Here is an 18,263-nt window from a genome sequence, read left to right as displayed (position 1 = left end):
TACATTATTCTTACATATATATTTTCACAATATTGCTGGAATATTGCAAAAAGCAACAATAAATGGATTTAACTGAATTCATTATTTTGTCGGATAATTCTTGTTTTTTATTTTACAACAGAAGTTATGCTAGGTAAAATCTTTTATAGTAATCGAATCTATGCGTTTTAGCTATAGCAACTTGTGAAGCAATTCTCATATAGAATGTTATTTTTTTAACTTATTTAATTCTTTTTTACCATGAATACTATTGCTTTTTACTTTACATCTTATATAACATATTTTTCGATCATTAGAACAAAAAAATAAGGTTGTCACCTTTGAGAGGTAACAACCTATTTTTGTATTCTGGCACATTATATTTTATTGATCATAATATTGGTGAGTTTAAGCGTGGTATCATCAATACTTTTTCTAATTTCAGGTAGAGTTTGGGTAAATTCACTAACAGCAGGGGAATCGGGAAAAATAACCCGTAAATCCAGCTTATTTTCTTCATATAGTCTAAAAACACTGTCAACAATGCCAATGTTTTCTGTATCTAGACTAACCCGCATCCATGTTTCAAATTGTTTTTTTGTTACTTGGTTGCTATTTTCCTTTTCTTGGTGGTAAATGTGAATATGAGCCGGATAACGTGTTCCATCCGTGAAATAAAGGGGCATTGAAAAAGATAATGACTTATGATCTATCTGCTTCTCCGTTTCACCTGCCAAGGATTTGTATAATGATTGCGCCAATTCTTTTATTGACCCGGCAGATTTTTGCAAACTCTCTAGGTTCGAATTTTGGTATGGTTCTCCCCCTGCGGCCTTCAATAGCACCCACATTTTAGATAGCTCTGGCAACTTATTTTTTGTTGCCATGTCTTGCAAAGCTTGTGGAATATTTTGCTCTACTGCCTTGGTCAATTGTTCTAGTCCTGGCTGCGCCTTTTCAATAAGCTTATCATTTGGCGAAAGCAGTTGATTTTGAATCTGCTTCATTAGGGTTTTTAACTGTTCAATTGTTACCGTCGTTTCGGATAATTGCTTTGCCACTTGCGCCAATAAATCCGCTGCTGGTGCTGCCAAGGATTTTGGCATAGGATTTTCCGCAAATTTCGCCATAAAGGCTTCAATGTCTTTTGACTCTTGTCCATTTAATAATGCAGCATTTTCGAAACTTTTTATCAAGGTTAATACACTGTTATCTTGGACTCCTTGCTTTATAGCTTGCTGAACCGCTTTTCCCAGCTCTGGGGGCAAGTTCTGCACAAAGTTTTCTATTTTGGCAGCTACAGCGGCCTTATCCGGTGATGCTTTCATCTCCTGATAAAGCTCTTGTAATGTAGTTGCTGTTTGCTCTAAGACTTTAGGTGGTATATCGTTAAACTGCTGAGCATCAATTGTCTTTAATAGGGCCCACACTTCGGGCAAATCTGGCATTTCACTCACTACTAATGATTGTTGTATTCCAGAAGGCATGTTCTTTTCCAATAATTTAGTTAATTGAGCCAGTGAATTCTTATCGTTTTCACTCAACTGTTTTAGATTTTCTGGTGTTAATTGCTGTAATAGTTGTTTGGCAACTTGCTTTAATTCGCCTTGAGGCAAACTAGTATTCGAAGCTAATTGCCTTGCTAATTGCAACAACGTATTTTCCTTATTTTCACCTAGGGATTGTCCACTTTCTGGGAGAAGCTGTTGCAAAAATTGTTCTACCGCCTGCCTAGTATTTTGAGGTAACGAATTCAGTTGTTTTACTAATTGTGAGAGTTGATTTGCCAATTGATCTGGAGATATTTCACCTTGTCCTTTTACCATTTCAGCGACTCTCTTTAACACTGACTGTACGTCTTGATACTCACCTTTTTGTAACGTGGCTACAATTTCTAAGATATTTGCCAAATTAGTAAGCTGCTCTGCTATGTTTTTTTGTGTATTTAAAGAGTGTTCCATCCCTTGGGCTACATCCTTGGTTGAGGTCATTTGCTGCAAAATTTCCTGGACATTTTTTTTAATATTTTCTGGCAATGAGCCAATTAGTTGATCCCGGCTTTCTAACAAACTAGTTAAATCCGTCAATTTATTTTTAATAATATCTTCTAGTTTAACTTGAAAATCCTTTTGTACCAATGAATTGCTACTAGATACCTCAAGATTCTCCTGATCCATCTGAACGTTTGCCGATTTCGTACTTTCCACTTGTCCAGGACCAGGAGTCTGTGATACTTTATTGATTTCCATTTTTTCACCTCTATTTCTAGCATAAACCTATAATACTAGTATACGGTAAATCCTTACATAATCCTAGTCATAATAATAAGTTAAAAAGACTTGGCATAAGCCAAGTCTTTTTTAACTTAATTTTCTTTGGGGAAGTCTTCTCATCACTATTACACCGACAACAAGAAGGCCAATAAAGATAGCAAGTCCAATCAAAAAAGTGTTGGAATACGTTTTTATTAATTCCAATGCTTTAGGGCCATAATAAAAAATCAGAATGCCTTCCAACAAAAATCGTTTTCCTCGGCCAAATATGGAAGCCACTAAGAAAACTACCATATTAATACGAAAAACACCTGAACTGATACTAACAAATTTATAAGGAATTGGTGCAAGGGCAGCAAGAAAAATAGCCCATCCACCATAATGATCGAGCCAACCGGTTATTTTAACAACATATTTGTCAGGTACAAACTTTTTTACCGCAATGATTCCATACTTATTGCCAACGAAGTAACCGATAATACCGCCTAATACAGACCCTGTTGTAGCAATCACAGAATAATATATGGCTTTTTCCGGTGCTGATAAAGCCATAGGAATCAATAAAAGATCTGGCAATATCGGCGAAAAAATAGACTCAACAAAAGAAATAATAAAGAGCCCTGCTGCGCCAAAATTTTGAAAGAATACAACCACTTGTTCCAACTTATCCCACCTCAATAAAAAAGTATTTCTTGAAGCATTATATACTATTTACTGCTATTATGTATATACTAAGGTTACTTTTACCACATCATATTAAACGAGGTGATAAACATTGCAAAACGCTCTGAAAACATTAGGACAAATATTTTTACTATGGCTTATTTATTATGTCAGTACATGGACCGTCGAAATTTTACACTTGCCCTTACCAGGCAGTGTGTTAGGTATGCTTCTCCTATTTGCCTTATTATCTGCTGGCATTATTAAGGAGCAATGGCTCTCTCTCGGTGCCAATCCACTACTTAAACACTTATCTTTTTTCTTTATACCCATCGCTGTAGGACTCATGGACTGGGGAGAGTTATTTACCCAGAAAGGACATCTTCTCTTTTTGCCTTTAGTCATTAGTGCTTTCGTCGCCTTACTAGCAACAGGAGGAATCGTTCAGTTTCTTACAAAATATCTCGAAAGAAAAGGAGGCGCAAACTAACTTGCCCACCACATTATTAATAACTTTTACTATTATCCTTACTATATCATTATATATCATTAGTCGAAAACTATTTTTGAAAACTAAAAATCCTTTATACAATCCTGTACTCCTTAGTACGGCAGTTATTATTATGGTCTTTCACTATACAGGCATAACCTTTGAACAATACAAGCCTGGTAAAGATGTTATGACTTTTTTACTTGGCCCTGCTACCGTAGCATTAGCGCTCCCTCTCTATCTAAATCGAAACGTGTTACGCCAGAACTTATTACCCATATTAGTAGGAATTAGCTTCGGTGCTTTGTCAACCTTAACAACGGCTGTCTTATTAGCAAAAATCAGCGGACTTGACTCCCTGATCACTGCTTCCATTGCGCCTAAGTCGATTACTGCCCCTATTGCCATTGAAATTTCTCTACTTACCGGCGGTGACCCGGCTATTGCTGTCGCCTTTGTTGTTTTCACAGGCACACTAGGTTCCATCATTGGCCCCGGTGTTCTCTCTTTTTGCAAAATAAAGAACCCCATTGCTAGGGGATTAGCTATGGGGGTTACTTCTCATGGCCAAGGTACAGCTACCATTCTTCAAGAAGGAGCTCTGCAAGGAGCCATGGCAGGAGTAGCCATGGCGGTTGCTGCCATATTTATCTCTTTCATCGCTCCATTTTATATTCCTTGGCTTGTTAACTTTTAATTTATCGATTAGGGGACTTATTTCCTTCCAAGACTTATAATATATAGAGAAAAATTGAAAAGGAGGATGAATGTGTTAGGTATTCAAAATTATGAAATGTTTTTATTGGCTGGTATCGTTTTAAACATAACACCTGGATCTGACACTATTTATATACTTAGTCGAAGTGTCGCACAAGGTAAGAGAGGAGGAATCTACTCCGTTTTTGGTATTATTTCTGGAGTTGCCATTCATACTATAATGGCAGCATTAGGATTATCTGCTATTTTATCAACATCTGCGACTGCTTTTGCAGCTGTGAAAATGATTGGTGCAATGTATCTTGGCTATTTGGGATTAACTACCTTACTTGCAAAAGAAAATAAATTGATATCATTAACAGATACTACCCATATGACGCCAAGGAATATCTACTTTCAAGGGCTAATAACAAATGTTTTAAACCCAAAAGTGGCCCTTTTCTTTCTATCATTTTTACCCCAGTTTATTGCTCCATCCAATACATATGGATTGCTCCCCTTTCTTTGTCTTGGCATAACTTTTATAATTACTGGAACAACTTGGTGTTTGCTGTTAGTTCTATTTTCCTCGCGCATGAGCGCGTATTTAAGAGAAAATGAGAAGACCGCTTTTATTACCAATAAAGTTTGTGGAACCATTTATCTGGGACTCGGGGTCAAATTATTAACTGCAGAAAAATAAAAAACATCTAATCTTTACTTACCATTTACTCTTTTGTTTTTATACTTGCCCGCCCTTTTGTTTAAGTATTCCTACTGCTTCATCGACCCGTTCTTCTGAAACAAATGCAGTTAGCGAGAAAACTGGGCCAGGCATTTGATTGCCACTAGTACTAATACCACTAACCGAAGGATCTGCTCCGAGCAAAACCCTTGTCGATGCGTTTTCCTCTTTTGAAGTATTCGCTGAAAAAAGTGTTAGACCAGTAAGAGTCTCCGCTCGAGATATGGGATTATCTTGGGTTCTATCGTTAGTTATACCAAAGCGGCTTACTTTTCGAATATGGACGTCTTCTAAACCAACACAAGCTAATGCCTGTTTCGCTTCTTTTACTTTCTTTTCAGTAAAAAAGTATGAAATAATAGTTTGTTCTTTTTCCATAGTAAACACTCCTTCCTTTATTGCGAGGATATATTTTGGACTCCCTTATGATATTATCATTCCAGTTAAAAGAAAAATGCATACCATAAAGCGTATCATATTAAAAATGAAGTTGCTTTTCACATTATTCTGTCGCCAGAACTTATGAAAAGCAACTTCATTGTCTCAAAGAATGGCGCTGGGATTGAAATATCCTATATAGCAGCCTCTTTAACACTTACATTGCGTGATTTAAAAACTCTTGCAGCAACCCCAACAGCATTTAAAACTCTTGGGAATCCCGTATAAGGAATACATTGAAGGAAGACTTCAATTACCTTCTGTGGTGTAATCCCTACATTTAACGCTCCATTTATATGTACCTCTAACTGATTTTCACAGCCCCCTTGCGTCATTAAACTTGCTAACGTTATCATCTCTCGCTCTTGTAAGTTCAAATTTTCCCTACAGTATATATCACCAAAAGCAAACTCAACAATGTACTTCCCTAAATCAGGCGCAATATCCTTAAGGGCCTCAATAACATGTTCACCAGCAGTACCATCCACCTCTGATAGTTTTTTCAATCCTTTTTCAAAACGATTTAAATCCATTGTTCTTACCTCCTGCATTTGTTATAATTGAATTGTAACTCTTAGAGTTAACTCTAAGTCAAGAGGAAATAAAAATGAAGTATTCAATAGGACAATTTTCAGATATAACTAATATAAGTTCTTATACATTACGCTATTATGAAAAAGAACAATTACTTGTTGTCAGCCGTGATTCAGCAGGAAGACGATTTTATACCCCTCAGGATGTCGATTGGATTCTATTTATTCAAAAACTGAAAGAAACTGGGATGTCGATTAAAGAGATTAGAGAATACTCTTTATTACGATATCAAGGAGATTACACAACACAGCAACGATTAGAAATACTAGAAAAACATAAAGTAGCTGTGATAAAGGAAAAGGCGAAATGGGAAAACAACCTTCAAAATCTGAATGAGAAAATTAAGTTCTACAAAGATAAACTAAAATAATTAATTGTAGTAAAGAGCTAGGGCTATTTCAGATATTGAGATAGCCCTAGCTCTTTATTTTTACTCTTTAGTCGCAGCAACTTCCTGGATGACTGCAGCATATTGACCAGCTAGCCGTCTATAACCTTTCAGTCTATTTGCTGCTTCTTGTTCGGCCTCATTGAATAAATTCCCAGCTAACTCAGGAAACTGTTTCTTTAGTGAGGAATAACGCACTTCCCCCATAAGGAATTCCTGAAAACTCATTGTTGGTTCTTTGGAATCCAATGCAAATGCCGTTTTGTCAGTATCTATCAGTTGAGGATTGTACCGATATAGTGACCAGTAACCACTATCTACGGCCCGCTTAGCTTCCAAATGACTGCAACCCATACCTACCTTTAAACCATGGTTAATACAAGGGGCGTAAGCGATAATTAAAGATGGCCCCGGGTAGGCTTCTGCCTCTGCGATAGCCTTAAGAGTTTGATTTTTATCAGCGCCCATTGCAATTTGTGCTACATAGACATTCCCATAACTCATCGCAATCATTCCAAGATCTTTTTTCTTGGTTCGTTTACCACTAGCGGCTAGTTTTGCAATTGCCGCGGTTGGAGTGGACTTGGAAGACTGACCACCTGTATTAGAATATACTTCGGTATCAAATACAAGCACATTCACATCTTGGCCAGATGCCAGTACATGATCCAGTCCACCAAAGCCAATGTCATAAGCCCAACCATCACCACCAAAAATCCATTGAGATCTCTTTACCATAAAATCTTTATTCTTGTAAATTTCATTGAGCAAAGGATCATTCTCTTTATTCTTTTCTAGTAGAGCGATGAGTTTATCGGCTCTATCACGGGTAGCATCACCCTGATCTTTATTCAACAACCAGTCCTCACAGGCCATTTTAAATTCAGAGTCCTCACTCAATTCAGCTGCTACTCTGATATCCCGAGATAATTTTTCTCTGAGTTGTTTTACACCAAGCAGCATACCTAATCCATACTCAGCATTATCTTCAAATAGGGAATTACCCCAAGCTGGTCCATGCCCCCGATGATTCTTGGTATAAGGCATCGATGGTGCACTAGCGCCCCAAACGGAAGAACAACCAGTAGCATTAGCAACCATCATCCTGTCCCCAAACAATTGAGTGACGAGTTTTGCATAGGGAGTTTCACCACAACCTGCACAAGCACCAGAGAATTCAAGTAGGGGTTGTTCAAATTGACTGCCTTTTACAGTGAGTGGATTTAAAGGATTTACTTTTGGTGATATAGCTAGCGCATAATTCCATAAAACAGCTTGTTCGAGCTGAGTTTCAAGCGGTTTCATTTCTAAAGATTTTTCTTTGGATGGACAAACCTGGGCACAGTTGCCGCACCCTGTACAATCATAAGCCGAAATGGCAATGCGGAAATTCAACCCTTTCACACCACTAGCGGCTTTACTCAGGAAACCAGAAGGAGCTTTTTCCATTTCTTCCTCATTGATTAATATAGGTCTAATGGCAGCATGGGGACATACATAGGAGCACTGATTACACTGAATACAGTGTTCTGGTAACCAGCAGGGAATATTAATGGCAATACCACGTTTTTCATATGCTGCAGTCCCCATAGGAAAGGTACCATCTTCCATGCCAACAAAAGCACTTACAGGTAATTGGTCGCCTTCTTGCCTGTTCATAGGAACTAAAATATTTTTAATGAAAGCTGGCACTTTATCCTCTGTACTTCTTTTATCTTGCGTATTTTCCCAAGAAGCAGGAATCGTTATTTTTACAATGGCCTGCACACCCTTGTCGATGGCAGCATTGTTCATATTTACAACCATTTCACCCTTGTTGCCATATGACTTTACTACCGCTCTTTTCAGGTGTGTAACCGCATCTTCAACAGGAATAATATCCGCAATTTTGAAAAAAGCAGCTTGCATTATCATATTGATTCGGCCGCCTAGACCAATTTCTTGGGCAATGCGAACGGCATCAATGGTATAAAAATTAATATTATTTTTGAACATATAACGTTTCATTGCAGCAGGTAAATTCATATCTAACTCCTGCTCCGTCCAATTACAGTTTAAGAGGAAATTCCCGCCCTGTTTTAGACCTTCCAATACGTTATATTTATCTACATAGGATTGGTTGTGACACGCAATAAAGTTAGCCTTATTGATTAGATAAGGTGATTTTATTGGACTTTTACCAAACCGCAAATGGGAAATGGTAACACCACCAGATTTTTTAGAATCATAAGCAAAATACGCTTGCGCATACATGTCAGTATGATCACCAATAATGGTGATAGCACTCTTGTTGGCGCCAACCGTCCCATCTGAACCAAGCCCCCAGAACTTACAAGCAGTCGTTCCAGCTGCTGTAGTATCAATATCTTCTCCGAGAGGCAGAGAGGTATAGGTTACATCATCTTCAATCCCAACGGTGAAGTTATCTTTTGGTTGGTGCTGCTTTAGATTTTCAAAAATACCGTGAACATGACTAGGAGTTACGTCTTTGCCACCCACACCGCATCTACCGCCAACGATAGTCGGTTGCCATTCTCTACCACTAAATACTGCTTTTACATCCAAATAAAGGGGTTCAGCAAATGCCCCTAGCTCTTTCGTTCTGTCCAAAACAGCAATCCTTTTTACTGTTTTAGGAATGTACTTGAAGAAATGATCTAGGGAAAAAGGCCTGTATAGATGCACCGTCAATAGACCAACTTTTTCTCCATTAGCATTCAAATAGTCAACTGTTTCTTCAATGGCTTCACATACTGAACCCATGGCTATGATCATTCTATCGGCATCCGCAGCACCATGATAATTGAAAAGATGATACTCTCTGCCAGTCAGTTTATTGATTTGGGCCATGTATTCCTCGACAATTTCAGGAAGAGCTTGATAATACCGATTGGAGACTTCTCTTTGTTGAAAGTAGATGTCAGAGTTTTGCACTGTCCCTTTTATAACTGGATGATCAGGATTCAGCGCTTTTCTTCTAAATCCATCGATTGCTTTCTGATCTACTAGCTGAGCCAACTCATCATATTCAAGAACTTCGATTTTTTGCACTTCATGAGACGTCCGGAACCCGTCAAAAAAATTAAGAAAAGGAACGCGCCCTTTAATTGCTGACAGATGAGCTACTGCTGCCAAATCCATAACTTGCTGTACACTACTTTCAGCAAGCAAAGCAAATCCAGTCTGTCTAGTCGCCATAACATCTTGATGATCACCAAAGATGCTAAGTGCATTCGCACCCAAAGCTCTGGCACTGACATGGAACACAGCTGGCAAAAGTTCACCAGCAATTTTATACATGTTAGGAATCATAAGCAGCAGGCCCTGAGAAGCAGTATATGTGGTTGTTAACGCCCCTGCATGCAAGGAGCCGTGTACGGCTCCAGCTGCACCTGCTTCTGATTGCATCTCCACAATTTTCACAGTTTGACCAAAAATATTAGTCCGACCTTGAGCGGCCCACTCATCAGCATGCTCTGCCATATTTGTTGACGGGGTAATAGGATAAATGGCCGCTACGTCAGTAAAGGCATAGGAAATGTGAGCTGCAGCCGTATTGCCATCCATAGTTTGCATTTTTCTTGCCATAAATTAAATTCCTCCGCTACAATAAATTTTTCTACCTAGCATCCTTCTGTGATTCTTCTAATGCTGCGTTTGTTTGTTTTTTCCCCACACCACAGGCATAAAAGCCCACTGTGACAATCCCAATAAATACTGCACCAACAATTAATGAAACACGAGTATCTGGATTAAACCACATTCCAATCAATACTAGGGATAAAAATATGATGGTTATATAGTTGCTGACCGGGAATAAAGGGGACTTAAAGGGATGATCTGGCATTTCACTTTTCCATTTTTCTCTAAACTTTATTTGACTGAATGCCAATACAAACCAGGGTATCATTCCAGGAAGAATACTGGCACTATAAATGTAAAGGAACAATTTTGAGTCTGGAGCTATCACATTAAAAATTACTCCCACTAGTAGGCAGGCAATTGTCGTCATAATACTATTGTGGGGCACACCACTCTCGGATACTTTGCCAAAGTATTTAGGAGCTTGGCCATTTTCTGCTAGAGTATAAAGCATTCTTCCTGCACTATAAATACCACTGTTACACCCTGACATTGCCGCTGTAAGGACAACGAAATTGATGATACCAGCAGCAGCAACAATACCGACTTTAGCAAAGGTCATAACAAAAGGGCTACCAATCGCGCCAATTTGGTTCCAAGGATAAATAGTTACAATCACAAAGATCGCACCAACATAAAAGATCAAAATACGCCAAATAATATTTTGGATGGCTTTTCGTAATGTGTTTTTAGGATCTTCCGCTTCGCCAGCTGTAATTCCCACTAATTCTACACCTTGATAAGAAGCAGTTACCAGGCACAAGGCAAACAAGAAACCTTCCAAGCCCCCAGCAAAAAATCCACCATGACTATAGAGGTTCTCAAAACCGATTGGTTGACCACCGTTACCGAGGCCGAAAAAAATCATCCCAGTCCCAATCACAAGCATAACTATAATTGCGATAACTTTGATTAGGGCAAACCAAAATTCAAATTCTCCGTAGTATTTTACAGCTGCTAGATTAGCTGCAGCAACGATTCCTACTCCCGCTAAAGCTGGTAACCATTGGGGAATATCAGGGAACCAGTATGCCACGTAAATTCCAATTGCGGTTACTTCTGCCATTCCCACCGTAACCCATAAAAACCAGTAACACCAAGCAGTCAGGAAACCAGCCAAAGGACTGACATACTTATGAGCATAGGTTGCAAAAGAACCTGTAACGGGTTCTAGAAAAAGCATTTCTCCCATGATACGCATTACAAAAAACATAATAATACCAGCTAAGGCATACGCCAATAGTACAGAGGGACCAGCCCATTTTATTGTACTTGCCGACCCCATAAACAAGCCAACACCAATCGTGCCTCCCAGGGCTATCAGTTCAATATGCCGCGCTTTAAGTCCTCTGGTTAATTGTTTTTCTTCCACGAGGCTCACTCCCTTTTTTATCGAATATTAACGTTATAGTGACGTTGTTCCATTAACCTTTTTATTGTATAAATTTGTTCATCATCTGCGGTTTCCAATTCTAACTCCACTCTAGCACACCCCAAGGCCACATCTCTATTTTCTCGGCTGTGTGTAATAGCAAGTACATTAGCACCAGCATTAGCAATCAATTGTAGCAATTGGCATAATACTCCAGGCTTATCTGAAATTATAGTATCAAAAAACACCTTGCGCCCTGACTTAACAAGCCCTTTATTGATAATACGCGTCATAGTATTAACATCAATATTTCCGCCACTTATTACGGCTGCTATTTTTCGATCTTTATAGCCAGAAAGTCTATTTAAAACCGCTGCAACACTTGCGGCACCTGCACCTTCCGCAACACTCTTAACTCTTTCGAGTAACAATAAAATAGCACTCGCTATTTCTTCTTCATCTACCGTAACAATATCGTCTACATACCGTTGAACAATATCAAAATTCAAATTACCAGGTGTCTTGACTGCGATGCCATCAGCGATAGTCGGAATTCCGTCAATGGTGACTACATGCTTCTGAGCGATTGCCTGCGCCATGCTTGGCATATTTTGGGTCTGTACACCAATTAGTTTTATACTCGGTTTCATTTCTTTTAAAGCTACTGCCATCCCAGAAATGAGCCCGCCCCCGCCAATTGGCACAACTACTACTTCTACATCTGGTAAATCTTCTAGTAGCTCTAAAGCAATTGTTCCCTGTCCCGCAATTACCATAGGGTCATTAAAGGGATGAACAAATGTGGAGTTTTCTTCTGCCTGAATTCGTTTAGCCTCTGCATATGCTTCATCGTAAACATCACCGTGTAAGACTACTTTAGCTCCATATCCTCGAGTAGCGATCACTTTTGATAAGGGAGCATGTTTGGGCATAACAATGGTAGATTGGATACCAAAAGTTGTTGCTGCGAGGGCTACCCCTTGCGCATGATTACCTGCCGAGGAGGCAATAACTCCATTTTTCTTTTCAGATTCACTTAAATTCGCGACTTTGTTATATGCTCCCCTTAGTTTGAATGACCCCGTACGTTGTAGGTTTTCCATTTTGAGATAAACATGATTGCCGCTCATCTCGCTAATGATATTGGTATACACCAGTCCTGTTCTACAAATCACCCCGTCTAAAACTCCTCGGGCCTTTTTTATTTCTTCTAATGAGACATGCATTTGATCACATCCTTACTTATATTGGCAATATATAGTAGCTTTTATTCTAGCAAGTTCCTTCTATAGGACGACAGCGCCTACAAAAGATGTGCAGTTAGATTTACAGCAACAAAAATCTTTCATACCTAATGATAGTGGTTTACAATATCATCAATAATCACCCCCGCAAAAAGTTAATAAAAAACTGTTTTTTCCCTTGTACCAAACATCTTATATTAGTCAGGTTATCCACACTTATAGTGCTATAAGCTATGCAATAAACATAAAGGAGTCCCTGATAGGTACCTAACTCAACGCTACATAAGTACTTATTTCATTGCTAAATATCGATAAATAGTACTTTCTGATGTTTTCAAAGTAGTAGCTACCTTAGTAATAGCACCTTTTATCTTAAAAATTCCATTTTCACGTAATTCTTGAACTATTGCACTTTTTTCTTCTCCTGACAATCTTTCAGCAGAAATATTATATTTGCTAATTACTTTTTTTACTGCATCATCGACTACATTAACCAAGGAAGTACTTAGAGACTCTGTTACTTCTTCCGTATCATCAGCATGAACTGCATTACTAAGCAATGCATTGACAGGAAATTCCCTAGGAATCTTATTGATAAGATGATCTGGTGAATTTAAAATATTGACACAAATCATTCCGATCAATTCTCCCTTTTCATCTTTGATATAATAAGTCGATGATATTAATTTTTCACCACTATCAGTACGGCTTCGGTAATTAATAAGGGCATTATGATGTAAATGAGATTTATTTTCTAATAATTTAAATCCTAAATCTGTTAAAGGACATCCTAAATACCTCCCACTTATATATCCATTCCGAATTGCAATAACCGAGTTTTCTACATCTACGATATCGTGCAAAAGGACTTCACAATGTGGGCCGATAATGTCTGCAATAAAGTCTACGAGAGGGATATATCGATTTAGCAGTTTTTTGTACTCCATATAAATTCATCTTCTCCTTGCTCGAATTATCTAAATTTTCTATATTGTTATTATTATCCATTTAATAAGAAATTCCTTCTACGATAATAATTTTTTACTATTATTTTTTTCAACAAATAAAAAAGACCTACAATGAAGTAAGTCCTTGCCTTGCTAAACAACTATTTATTAAATCTTTTTCTATACCCGCATTTTCTGCAAAGTTCTTCTACGACATTATTACTACAAAAACCTAATCTTATATCTTCAACTCTTTTCTTACTTATAATATCAGAAAATCTGGCTTCATGAATATTGCCCAAATTAATTATCCCCTCGCCATCAAGGCAACAGGGTACTACTGTTCCATCCACTAAAATAGCAATTTGATTTCTTAAACCAAAGCAAGTTCCGTTACTAAAATCCTCTTTTTCCTTTAAGTCAGGCCATTTAAACTCATAATCTTGATTCAAATACACTCGATCCCCTAATTTTAACGCTTTAGCTTCCGATAAATTACCCTGTATTTTATAAGGCAACTTAAAGGTCTCCTCAATTTTATCAATCATATCCAAATTTCTTTTTCTTTGATCCTCTGTTACTAAGGCCTCGTCCAAATTCCACAATCGTAAGGATATTATTATTTTTGACTCCACTACTGCCCTACGAGAAAATTCGAGGATATTGCCGACGTATTCATCTTTAGATATCTCGCTTAGATTACCATCAAAGCTATGAAGGGAAAAATTTATTTGTCTTACTGCAGGTTTCGCTAGTAAAGTATTTGCTGCTTTATTTATTAAAGTACCATTTGTTGTAATATTTACCTTAAAACCCTTTTCATCACTTATATCTAGAAAACTCCCTAAGTTAGGATGTAATAAAGGTTCGCCCTTTACATGTAAGTATATATAATCCGTAAAAGGTTTAATTTGATCTAGAATTTGTACAAACGTAGCTTCTGTCATAAATTCAGCTTTTCTTTTCGTTTCAGGACAGAAATCACATTTTAAATTGCATACATTTGTTATTTCTAAATATACTTTTTTATATTTTTTCATAGGCTGTAGACTCCAATTTCTTATAATGCTATTCCAGCATTTCAGCTAATTTTACTAAATGGATATTAATCTGTCAAAGGAACAAGTATAACAAACCTTCCTTGTCTGATAAAGGCGAGGTTTGTCCCGAACTAACGCAAGATCTTTTCCATCCTTCTTAATGCTTCAAGTACCTTATCCTTTTGTGTTCCTAAGTTCACTCTTATGTATCCTTCTCCATCTTTAACAAAGTGAGTTCCATTTTCAACTAATACACCGGCCTGTAAAGCCAGCATAGTTGTAATCTCTTCTGAAGTGAATCCCGTTTCTTGTATATTTACCCATGCCAAGTAGGATGATTCCATTTTCATCACTTTTAATTTTGGAATTTTCTTTTCTATATAGGATTCAAAAAGCTCATAATTTTCTTTTATATATGCATTTACCCCGGCAAGCCAAGGTCTACATTGCTCGTAAGCAATAATGACTCCAATAATACCAAAAACATTTGGGGAAGTGATAGAATTCTGCTCTAGTTTTTTTCTAAAACGGTTCCTTATATGCTCATTGGATATTATGGAGTATGAAGTCTTTAACCCGCCCAAATTAAACCCCTTATTCGGAGAGGTTACTAGTATTAAATTTTCACACCCATCAGTTAGATTTAGCGCAGAATGAAATTCCCCATACATTATATGCTCGCCGTGTACTTCATCCGTAATTAGTATTGTATTATGCTCTTTGCATAGCCTTGCTACTTCTGTCAATTCTTCTAAACACCAAATTCGCCCCGATGGATTGTGGGGAGAGCAAAATAAATATAATTTCGGTTTGTATTGCTCTAACTGTGATTTTAAATGTTCAAAATCTATATAATACCTTCCCTCTACTAGCTTTAGACTATTGTAAATGCTCTTTACCCCTTGCTTTCTTGCTGCACTATCAAAGGGATCATATACTGGGGTGTTCATCATAACACAGTCTCCACGTTCACAAAAAGCTTGTATCACATAGTGGATGGTAGATACTGTCCCATAGGACAATGTTATCCAGTCCTTCTTAACTGTCACATGGTGCATATCATATTGCCATTTTATCACCGCATCATAAAATTCTTCGTAGCAATAGGTATAACCTAAAACCCCTCTTGAAATCGCTTCATGAAAAGCCTTTTCTAGTTCTGGCGGCATTTTAAAGTCCATATCTGCAATCCACATGGGTATAAAGTTTTCTGGCACTGACCCAAATTTTTTTTCGATTATTTTTCTATCCCATTTTCTAGATTTTTCACTTACTCGATCTGCAATCTCATCAAAATGATACATTCTCTCTCTCCTAAATCACAATTAATTCCCTAGAACTATTGGTTAGTGAGCTACAACCATCTCTTGTAATCAAAATATCTTCTTCAACCCTTACTCCGCCTACATTCGGGATATATATTCCTGGCTCTATTGTAATTACCATACCTTCTCTTAAAAGTTCATCACTGTCAGGCGCAACTGACGGATACTCATGTACTTGAATTCCAAGACCATGTCCTAAATTATGTCCAAAAAAATTTCCATAGCCACTTTTTCTTATGAAATCACGGGCAGAATAATCCAATTCTCCCATGGTAATATTGGGCTTCGCTTTTCTCATGGCCTCTTCACCTGCAGCTTTTACTATCTCATATACGTTTGAAAGTTCCGCTGAACACCTCCCCAAAGAAATAGTTCTTGTGATATCAGAACAGTAGTAATTGTATTTCACGCCAAAATCCAGAGTGATGAGTTCCCCTTTTTTGATAATTTTATTACTAGCCTTCCCATGGGGTAGTGCACCTCTGACCCCTGAGGCCACAATGCTATCAAAAGATTCTTTTTCTCCCCCTTGTTCTTTCATAAACCTTACTAATTCATTCTCCACTGTTTTTTCGCTCATACCTGCCTCGATATAGGAAAGGATATATTGGAAGGTAGCATCCGCAATGTTACAAGCTTTTTTAATATATTCGATTTCTTTACTTTCCTTGACGCTTCTAATTTGGGATAAATCTAGAGAATATAAATTACAGTTTATGCTCTCCTGAAGAGATTGATAAAAATCATAGGAAATCTCTTTTCCTTCAAAGCCAAGCTCATGTAATCCCTCTTCTATTATTATTGAATGCAACCTTTTTTCTATGGTATTTTTACTGGACAGTAATATCACTTCAAATAACTTACTTTTGCTTTTGACTTCTTCAAAATATCTGAAATCTACCAGTATATACTGATTGCTCTTCGTTATTACTATATATCCAGAACTACTAAAGAGCTCCCCAAGATAATACTTATTGTGATGACTGCTTATTAAAACGCCATCCAGTCCTTTTGTTATAATCAGTTTCCTAACATCCTCAATCCTCTTACTATAATTCATTGTTACCTCCTTATAAGAGTAGAGAACTGACTTTTCATCAGTTCTCTACTCTTATTTTTTATTCATTAACTACAAGTTTGCCATCTTTTATCAGCTTATTTCTATATAAGACATTTACCACGGCAATAAAGGTAGAGCCGATGATCAATCCTAAGATATATGGGAAAATACCTGTTATTAATGGCCAAGCCCAAATTGCAGATTCAGGGAACCATTGAATAGCCCCCATTGCTACTGCCGATAAAGCTCCTAAAATAGCACCAGTGACATAAAGGGGAATACAAAAGGCTGGTCGTTCTAAAGCAAAAGGTATCGAACCTTCGGAAATTCCCATAAATCCTAAGAAAATAGCAGTTTTACCCAGCTGATAAAATTGTTTATCATATACACTTCGCCCTACTAATTTTCTATCGATTAAAGTGCTTAAGCCTAAACCAAAGGAAGGAATTACAATTGCCAAACATCTTGCGGTTATAGGTAGAAGTTTTTCTGTCGTAAAACCAAGGGCTACAAATCCAGCAGCCTTGTTTACTGGTCCACCTAAATCAAAAGCAGTAGTTGCTGCCAACACGAAAGCATAAGCAAATTGCCCTGCGCTTCCCGCCGCTTGTAACAAATCTTTTATTAATGTATTTATCCACCCACCAAAAGGAGTAATGATAAAGACCATTAGAACTAAACATGCAAAAGCCGAGATCAATGGAATTAGAAATGTAACTTTAAATGCTAACCAATCATGGGGCAGATCGATTTTCTTATTTAACCATTTTACGAAATATCCAATAATAAATGCGATGAGTATAGCTCCTAAAAATCCAGAAGCGACTGGTGCCTTTGTAACCCATTTTCCATCCATGAGACTTAACATAGCAACAGGCTTAGTCGCAATATACCCTCCAATGAAACCTGCTGCTAAAGCGGTCTTTCCACCTATAGAATTTGCAGTGAAGGCTGTAAAAATAGGAATGGCAAAACCAAAGAGTGTAAATCCGAAAATTTCCATAATGCTAGCCAACTGAAGCATTGTAAAACTAACACCATCATATTTACCCGAATTGATTGCCTCTAATATAGATACAGAGGGATCTATATTAAAAAATACATAAGGTATTAGCTGAGAGATTGCACCAATTAACCCCCCCATGATGAGTATAGGAATCATATAAGAAATTCCTGTCATGATGTGTTTGCTAGATTCTAGCCAACCAGAATTTGTGGATATGTTCTCATTTGTTTTGTTATTACTCGATGCTGTTGAACCAATGGTTCTTTTCGTAATTGCCATGGTATACCTCCTACAAATATTTTTGTGGATTCTTACCTGATTACCATTTATTTTTTTTCTTTGCTTTTTACTCCTTTCCCGA

At 37.5% G+C, this 18,263-nt stretch carries 16 protein-coding genes; 4 read left to right on the top strand and 12 right to left on the bottom strand.

The annotated features are described in order from the left end of the window. Positions 1-356: 356 nt before the first annotated feature. Both UFO1_RS05375 and UFO1_RS05370 read right to left on the bottom strand, forming a co-directional pair. Complete coding sequence (locus UFO1_RS05375; RefSeq protein ID WP_038668783.1) at positions 357-2,228, bottom strand: hypothetical protein; 1,872 nt, start codon at positions 2,226-2,228, stop codon at positions 357-359. Positions 2,229-2,339: 111 nt separating this feature from the next. Further along, positions 2,340-2,906 carry a YqaA family protein gene (locus tag UFO1_RS05370; RefSeq protein WP_236639402.1) on the bottom strand — a complete coding sequence of 189 codons (567 nt, stop codon included), beginning with the start codon at positions 2,904-2,906 and terminating at the stop codon, positions 2,340-2,342. A 121-nt stretch (positions 2,907-3,027) separates the two neighbouring features. Between UFO1_RS05370 and UFO1_RS05365 the strand changes: the two genes are divergently transcribed. The 3 genes from UFO1_RS05365 to UFO1_RS05355 all read left to right on the top strand — a co-directional run bounded on the left by UFO1_RS05365 (position 3,028) and on the right by UFO1_RS05355 (position 4,804). Beyond that, entirely contained in the window at positions 3,028-3,405 is a 378-nt protein-coding gene (locus UFO1_RS05365; RefSeq protein ID WP_038668778.1) for a CidA/LrgA family protein, read from the top strand. A gap of 1 nt (position 3,406) precedes the next feature. Further along, positions 3,407-4,102 (top strand): LrgB family protein, encoded by a 696-nt coding sequence (locus UFO1_RS05360; protein WP_038668775.1) that lies wholly within the window; start codon positions 3,407-3,409, stop codon positions 4,100-4,102. Between the two features lie 72 nt (positions 4,103-4,174). After that, positions 4,175-4,804, top strand: a complete 630-nt coding sequence (locus UFO1_RS05355; RefSeq protein WP_038668773.1) for a LysE family translocator — start codon at positions 4,175-4,177, stop codon at positions 4,802-4,804. 39 nt (positions 4,805-4,843) lie between these two features. Here UFO1_RS05355 and UFO1_RS05350 read toward each other — a convergent pair whose 3' ends face one another. Both UFO1_RS05350 and UFO1_RS05345 read right to left on the bottom strand, forming a co-directional pair. Then, on the bottom strand, positions 4,844-5,224 hold the full coding sequence (locus tag UFO1_RS05350; protein ID WP_038668770.1) for a hypothetical protein: 381 nt from the start codon (positions 5,222-5,224) through the stop codon (positions 4,844-4,846). Positions 5,225-5,418: 194 nt separating this feature from the next. After that, positions 5,419-5,817 (bottom strand): carboxymuconolactone decarboxylase family protein, encoded by a 399-nt coding sequence (locus UFO1_RS05345; RefSeq protein ID WP_038668767.1) that lies wholly within the window; start codon positions 5,815-5,817, stop codon positions 5,419-5,421. A gap of 74 nt (positions 5,818-5,891) precedes the next feature. Between UFO1_RS05345 and UFO1_RS05340 the strand changes: the two genes are divergently transcribed. Then, on the top strand, positions 5,892-6,248 hold the full coding sequence (locus tag UFO1_RS05340; RefSeq protein WP_038668765.1) for a MerR family transcriptional regulator: 357 nt from the start codon (positions 5,892-5,894) through the stop codon (positions 6,246-6,248). Positions 6,249-6,308: 60 nt separating this feature from the next. Here UFO1_RS05340 and nifJ read toward each other — a convergent pair whose 3' ends face one another. The 8 genes from nifJ to UFO1_RS05300 form a co-directional block, all read right to left on the bottom strand. Then, complete coding sequence (nifJ, locus tag UFO1_RS05335; protein WP_038668763.1) at positions 6,309-9,854, bottom strand: pyruvate:ferredoxin (flavodoxin) oxidoreductase; 3,546 nt, start codon at positions 9,852-9,854, stop codon at positions 6,309-6,311. 31 nt (positions 9,855-9,885) lie between these two features. Further along, complete coding sequence (locus tag UFO1_RS05330) at positions 9,886-11,280, bottom strand: amino acid permease (protein WP_038668760.1); 1,395 nt, start codon at positions 11,278-11,280, stop codon at positions 9,886-9,888. Positions 11,281-11,297: 17 nt separating this feature from the next. Then, the gene (ilvA, locus tag UFO1_RS05325; protein ID WP_038668758.1) at positions 11,298-12,506 is read right to left on the bottom strand and encodes a threonine ammonia-lyase; all 1,209 of its coding nucleotides are present in this window, start codon (positions 12,504-12,506) and stop codon (positions 11,298-11,300) included. A gap of 308 nt (positions 12,507-12,814) precedes the next feature. Continuing rightward, complete coding sequence (locus UFO1_RS05320) at positions 12,815-13,471, bottom strand: transcriptional regulator (protein WP_038668756.1); 657 nt, start codon at positions 13,469-13,471, stop codon at positions 12,815-12,817. Positions 13,472-13,632: 161 nt separating this feature from the next. Further along, positions 13,633-14,511: a radical SAM/SPASM domain-containing protein gene (locus UFO1_RS05315; RefSeq protein WP_038668754.1), complete on the bottom strand. Its 879-nt coding sequence runs from the start codon at positions 14,509-14,511 to the stop codon at positions 13,633-13,635. 131 nt (positions 14,512-14,642) lie between these two features. Next, positions 14,643-15,815: a MalY/PatB family protein gene (locus UFO1_RS05310; RefSeq protein ID WP_038668751.1), complete on the bottom strand. Its 1,173-nt coding sequence runs from the start codon at positions 15,813-15,815 to the stop codon at positions 14,643-14,645. A gap of 10 nt (positions 15,816-15,825) precedes the next feature. Then, the gene (locus UFO1_RS05305) at positions 15,826-16,896 is read right to left on the bottom strand and encodes a M24 family metallopeptidase (protein WP_038668746.1); all 1,071 of its coding nucleotides are present in this window, start codon (positions 16,894-16,896) and stop codon (positions 15,826-15,828) included. Between the two features lie 58 nt (positions 16,897-16,954). Next, complete coding sequence (locus UFO1_RS05300; protein ID WP_038668743.1) at positions 16,955-18,181, bottom strand: PTS fructose transporter subunit IIC; 1,227 nt, start codon at positions 18,179-18,181, stop codon at positions 16,955-16,957. Between the last annotated feature and the right edge of the window lie 82 nt (positions 18,182-18,263).

This window comes from Pelosinus sp. UFO1 (assembly GCF_000725345.1).
GTDB lineage: Bacteria > Bacillota > Negativicutes > DSM-13327 > DSM-13327 > Pelosinus.
The sequence above is the reverse complement of the archived record's forward strand: the minus strand, read 5'-3'. Positions and strand labels throughout refer to the sequence as shown.

What these genes read in the sequence shown, in the direction of transcription:
- UFO1_RS05315 (WP_038668754.1), bottom strand. Translation starts at nt 14,511, where the DNA reads ATGAAAAAATATAAAAAAGTATATTTAGAAATAACAAATGTATGCAAT.
- UFO1_RS05345 (WP_038668767.1), bottom strand. Translation starts at nt 5,817, where the DNA reads ATGGATTTAAATCGTTTTGAAAAAGGATTGAAAAAACTATCAGAGGTG.
- UFO1_RS05375 (WP_038668783.1), bottom strand. Translation starts at nt 2,228, where the DNA reads ATGGAAATCAATAAAGTATCACAGACTCCTGGTCCTGGACAAGTGGAA.
- nifJ (WP_038668763.1), bottom strand. Translation starts at nt 9,854, where the DNA reads ATGGCAAGAAAAATGCAAACTATGGATGGCAATACGGCTGCAGCTCAC.
- UFO1_RS05310 (WP_038668751.1), bottom strand. Translation starts at nt 15,815, where the DNA reads ATGTATCATTTTGATGAGATTGCAGATCGAGTAAGTGAAAAATCTAGA.
- UFO1_RS05340 (WP_038668765.1), top strand. Translation starts at nt 5,892, where the DNA reads ATGAAGTATTCAATAGGACAATTTTCAGATATAACTAATATAAGTTCT.
- UFO1_RS05305 (WP_038668746.1), bottom strand. Translation starts at nt 16,896, where the DNA reads ATGAATTATAGTAAGAGGATTGAGGATGTTAGGAAACTGATTATAACA.
- UFO1_RS05300 (WP_038668743.1), bottom strand. Translation starts at nt 18,181, where the DNA reads ATGGCAATTACGAAAAGAACCATTGGTTCAACAGCATCGAGTAATAAC.
- UFO1_RS05350 (WP_038668770.1), bottom strand. Translation starts at nt 5,224, where the DNA reads ATGGAAAAAGAACAAACTATTATTTCATACTTTTTTACTGAAAAGAAA.
- UFO1_RS05320 (WP_038668756.1), bottom strand. Translation starts at nt 13,471, where the DNA reads ATGGAGTACAAAAAACTGCTAAATCGATATATCCCTCTCGTAGACTTT.
- ilvA (WP_038668758.1), bottom strand. Translation starts at nt 12,506, where the DNA reads ATGCATGTCTCATTAGAAGAAATAAAAAAGGCCCGAGGAGTTTTAGAC.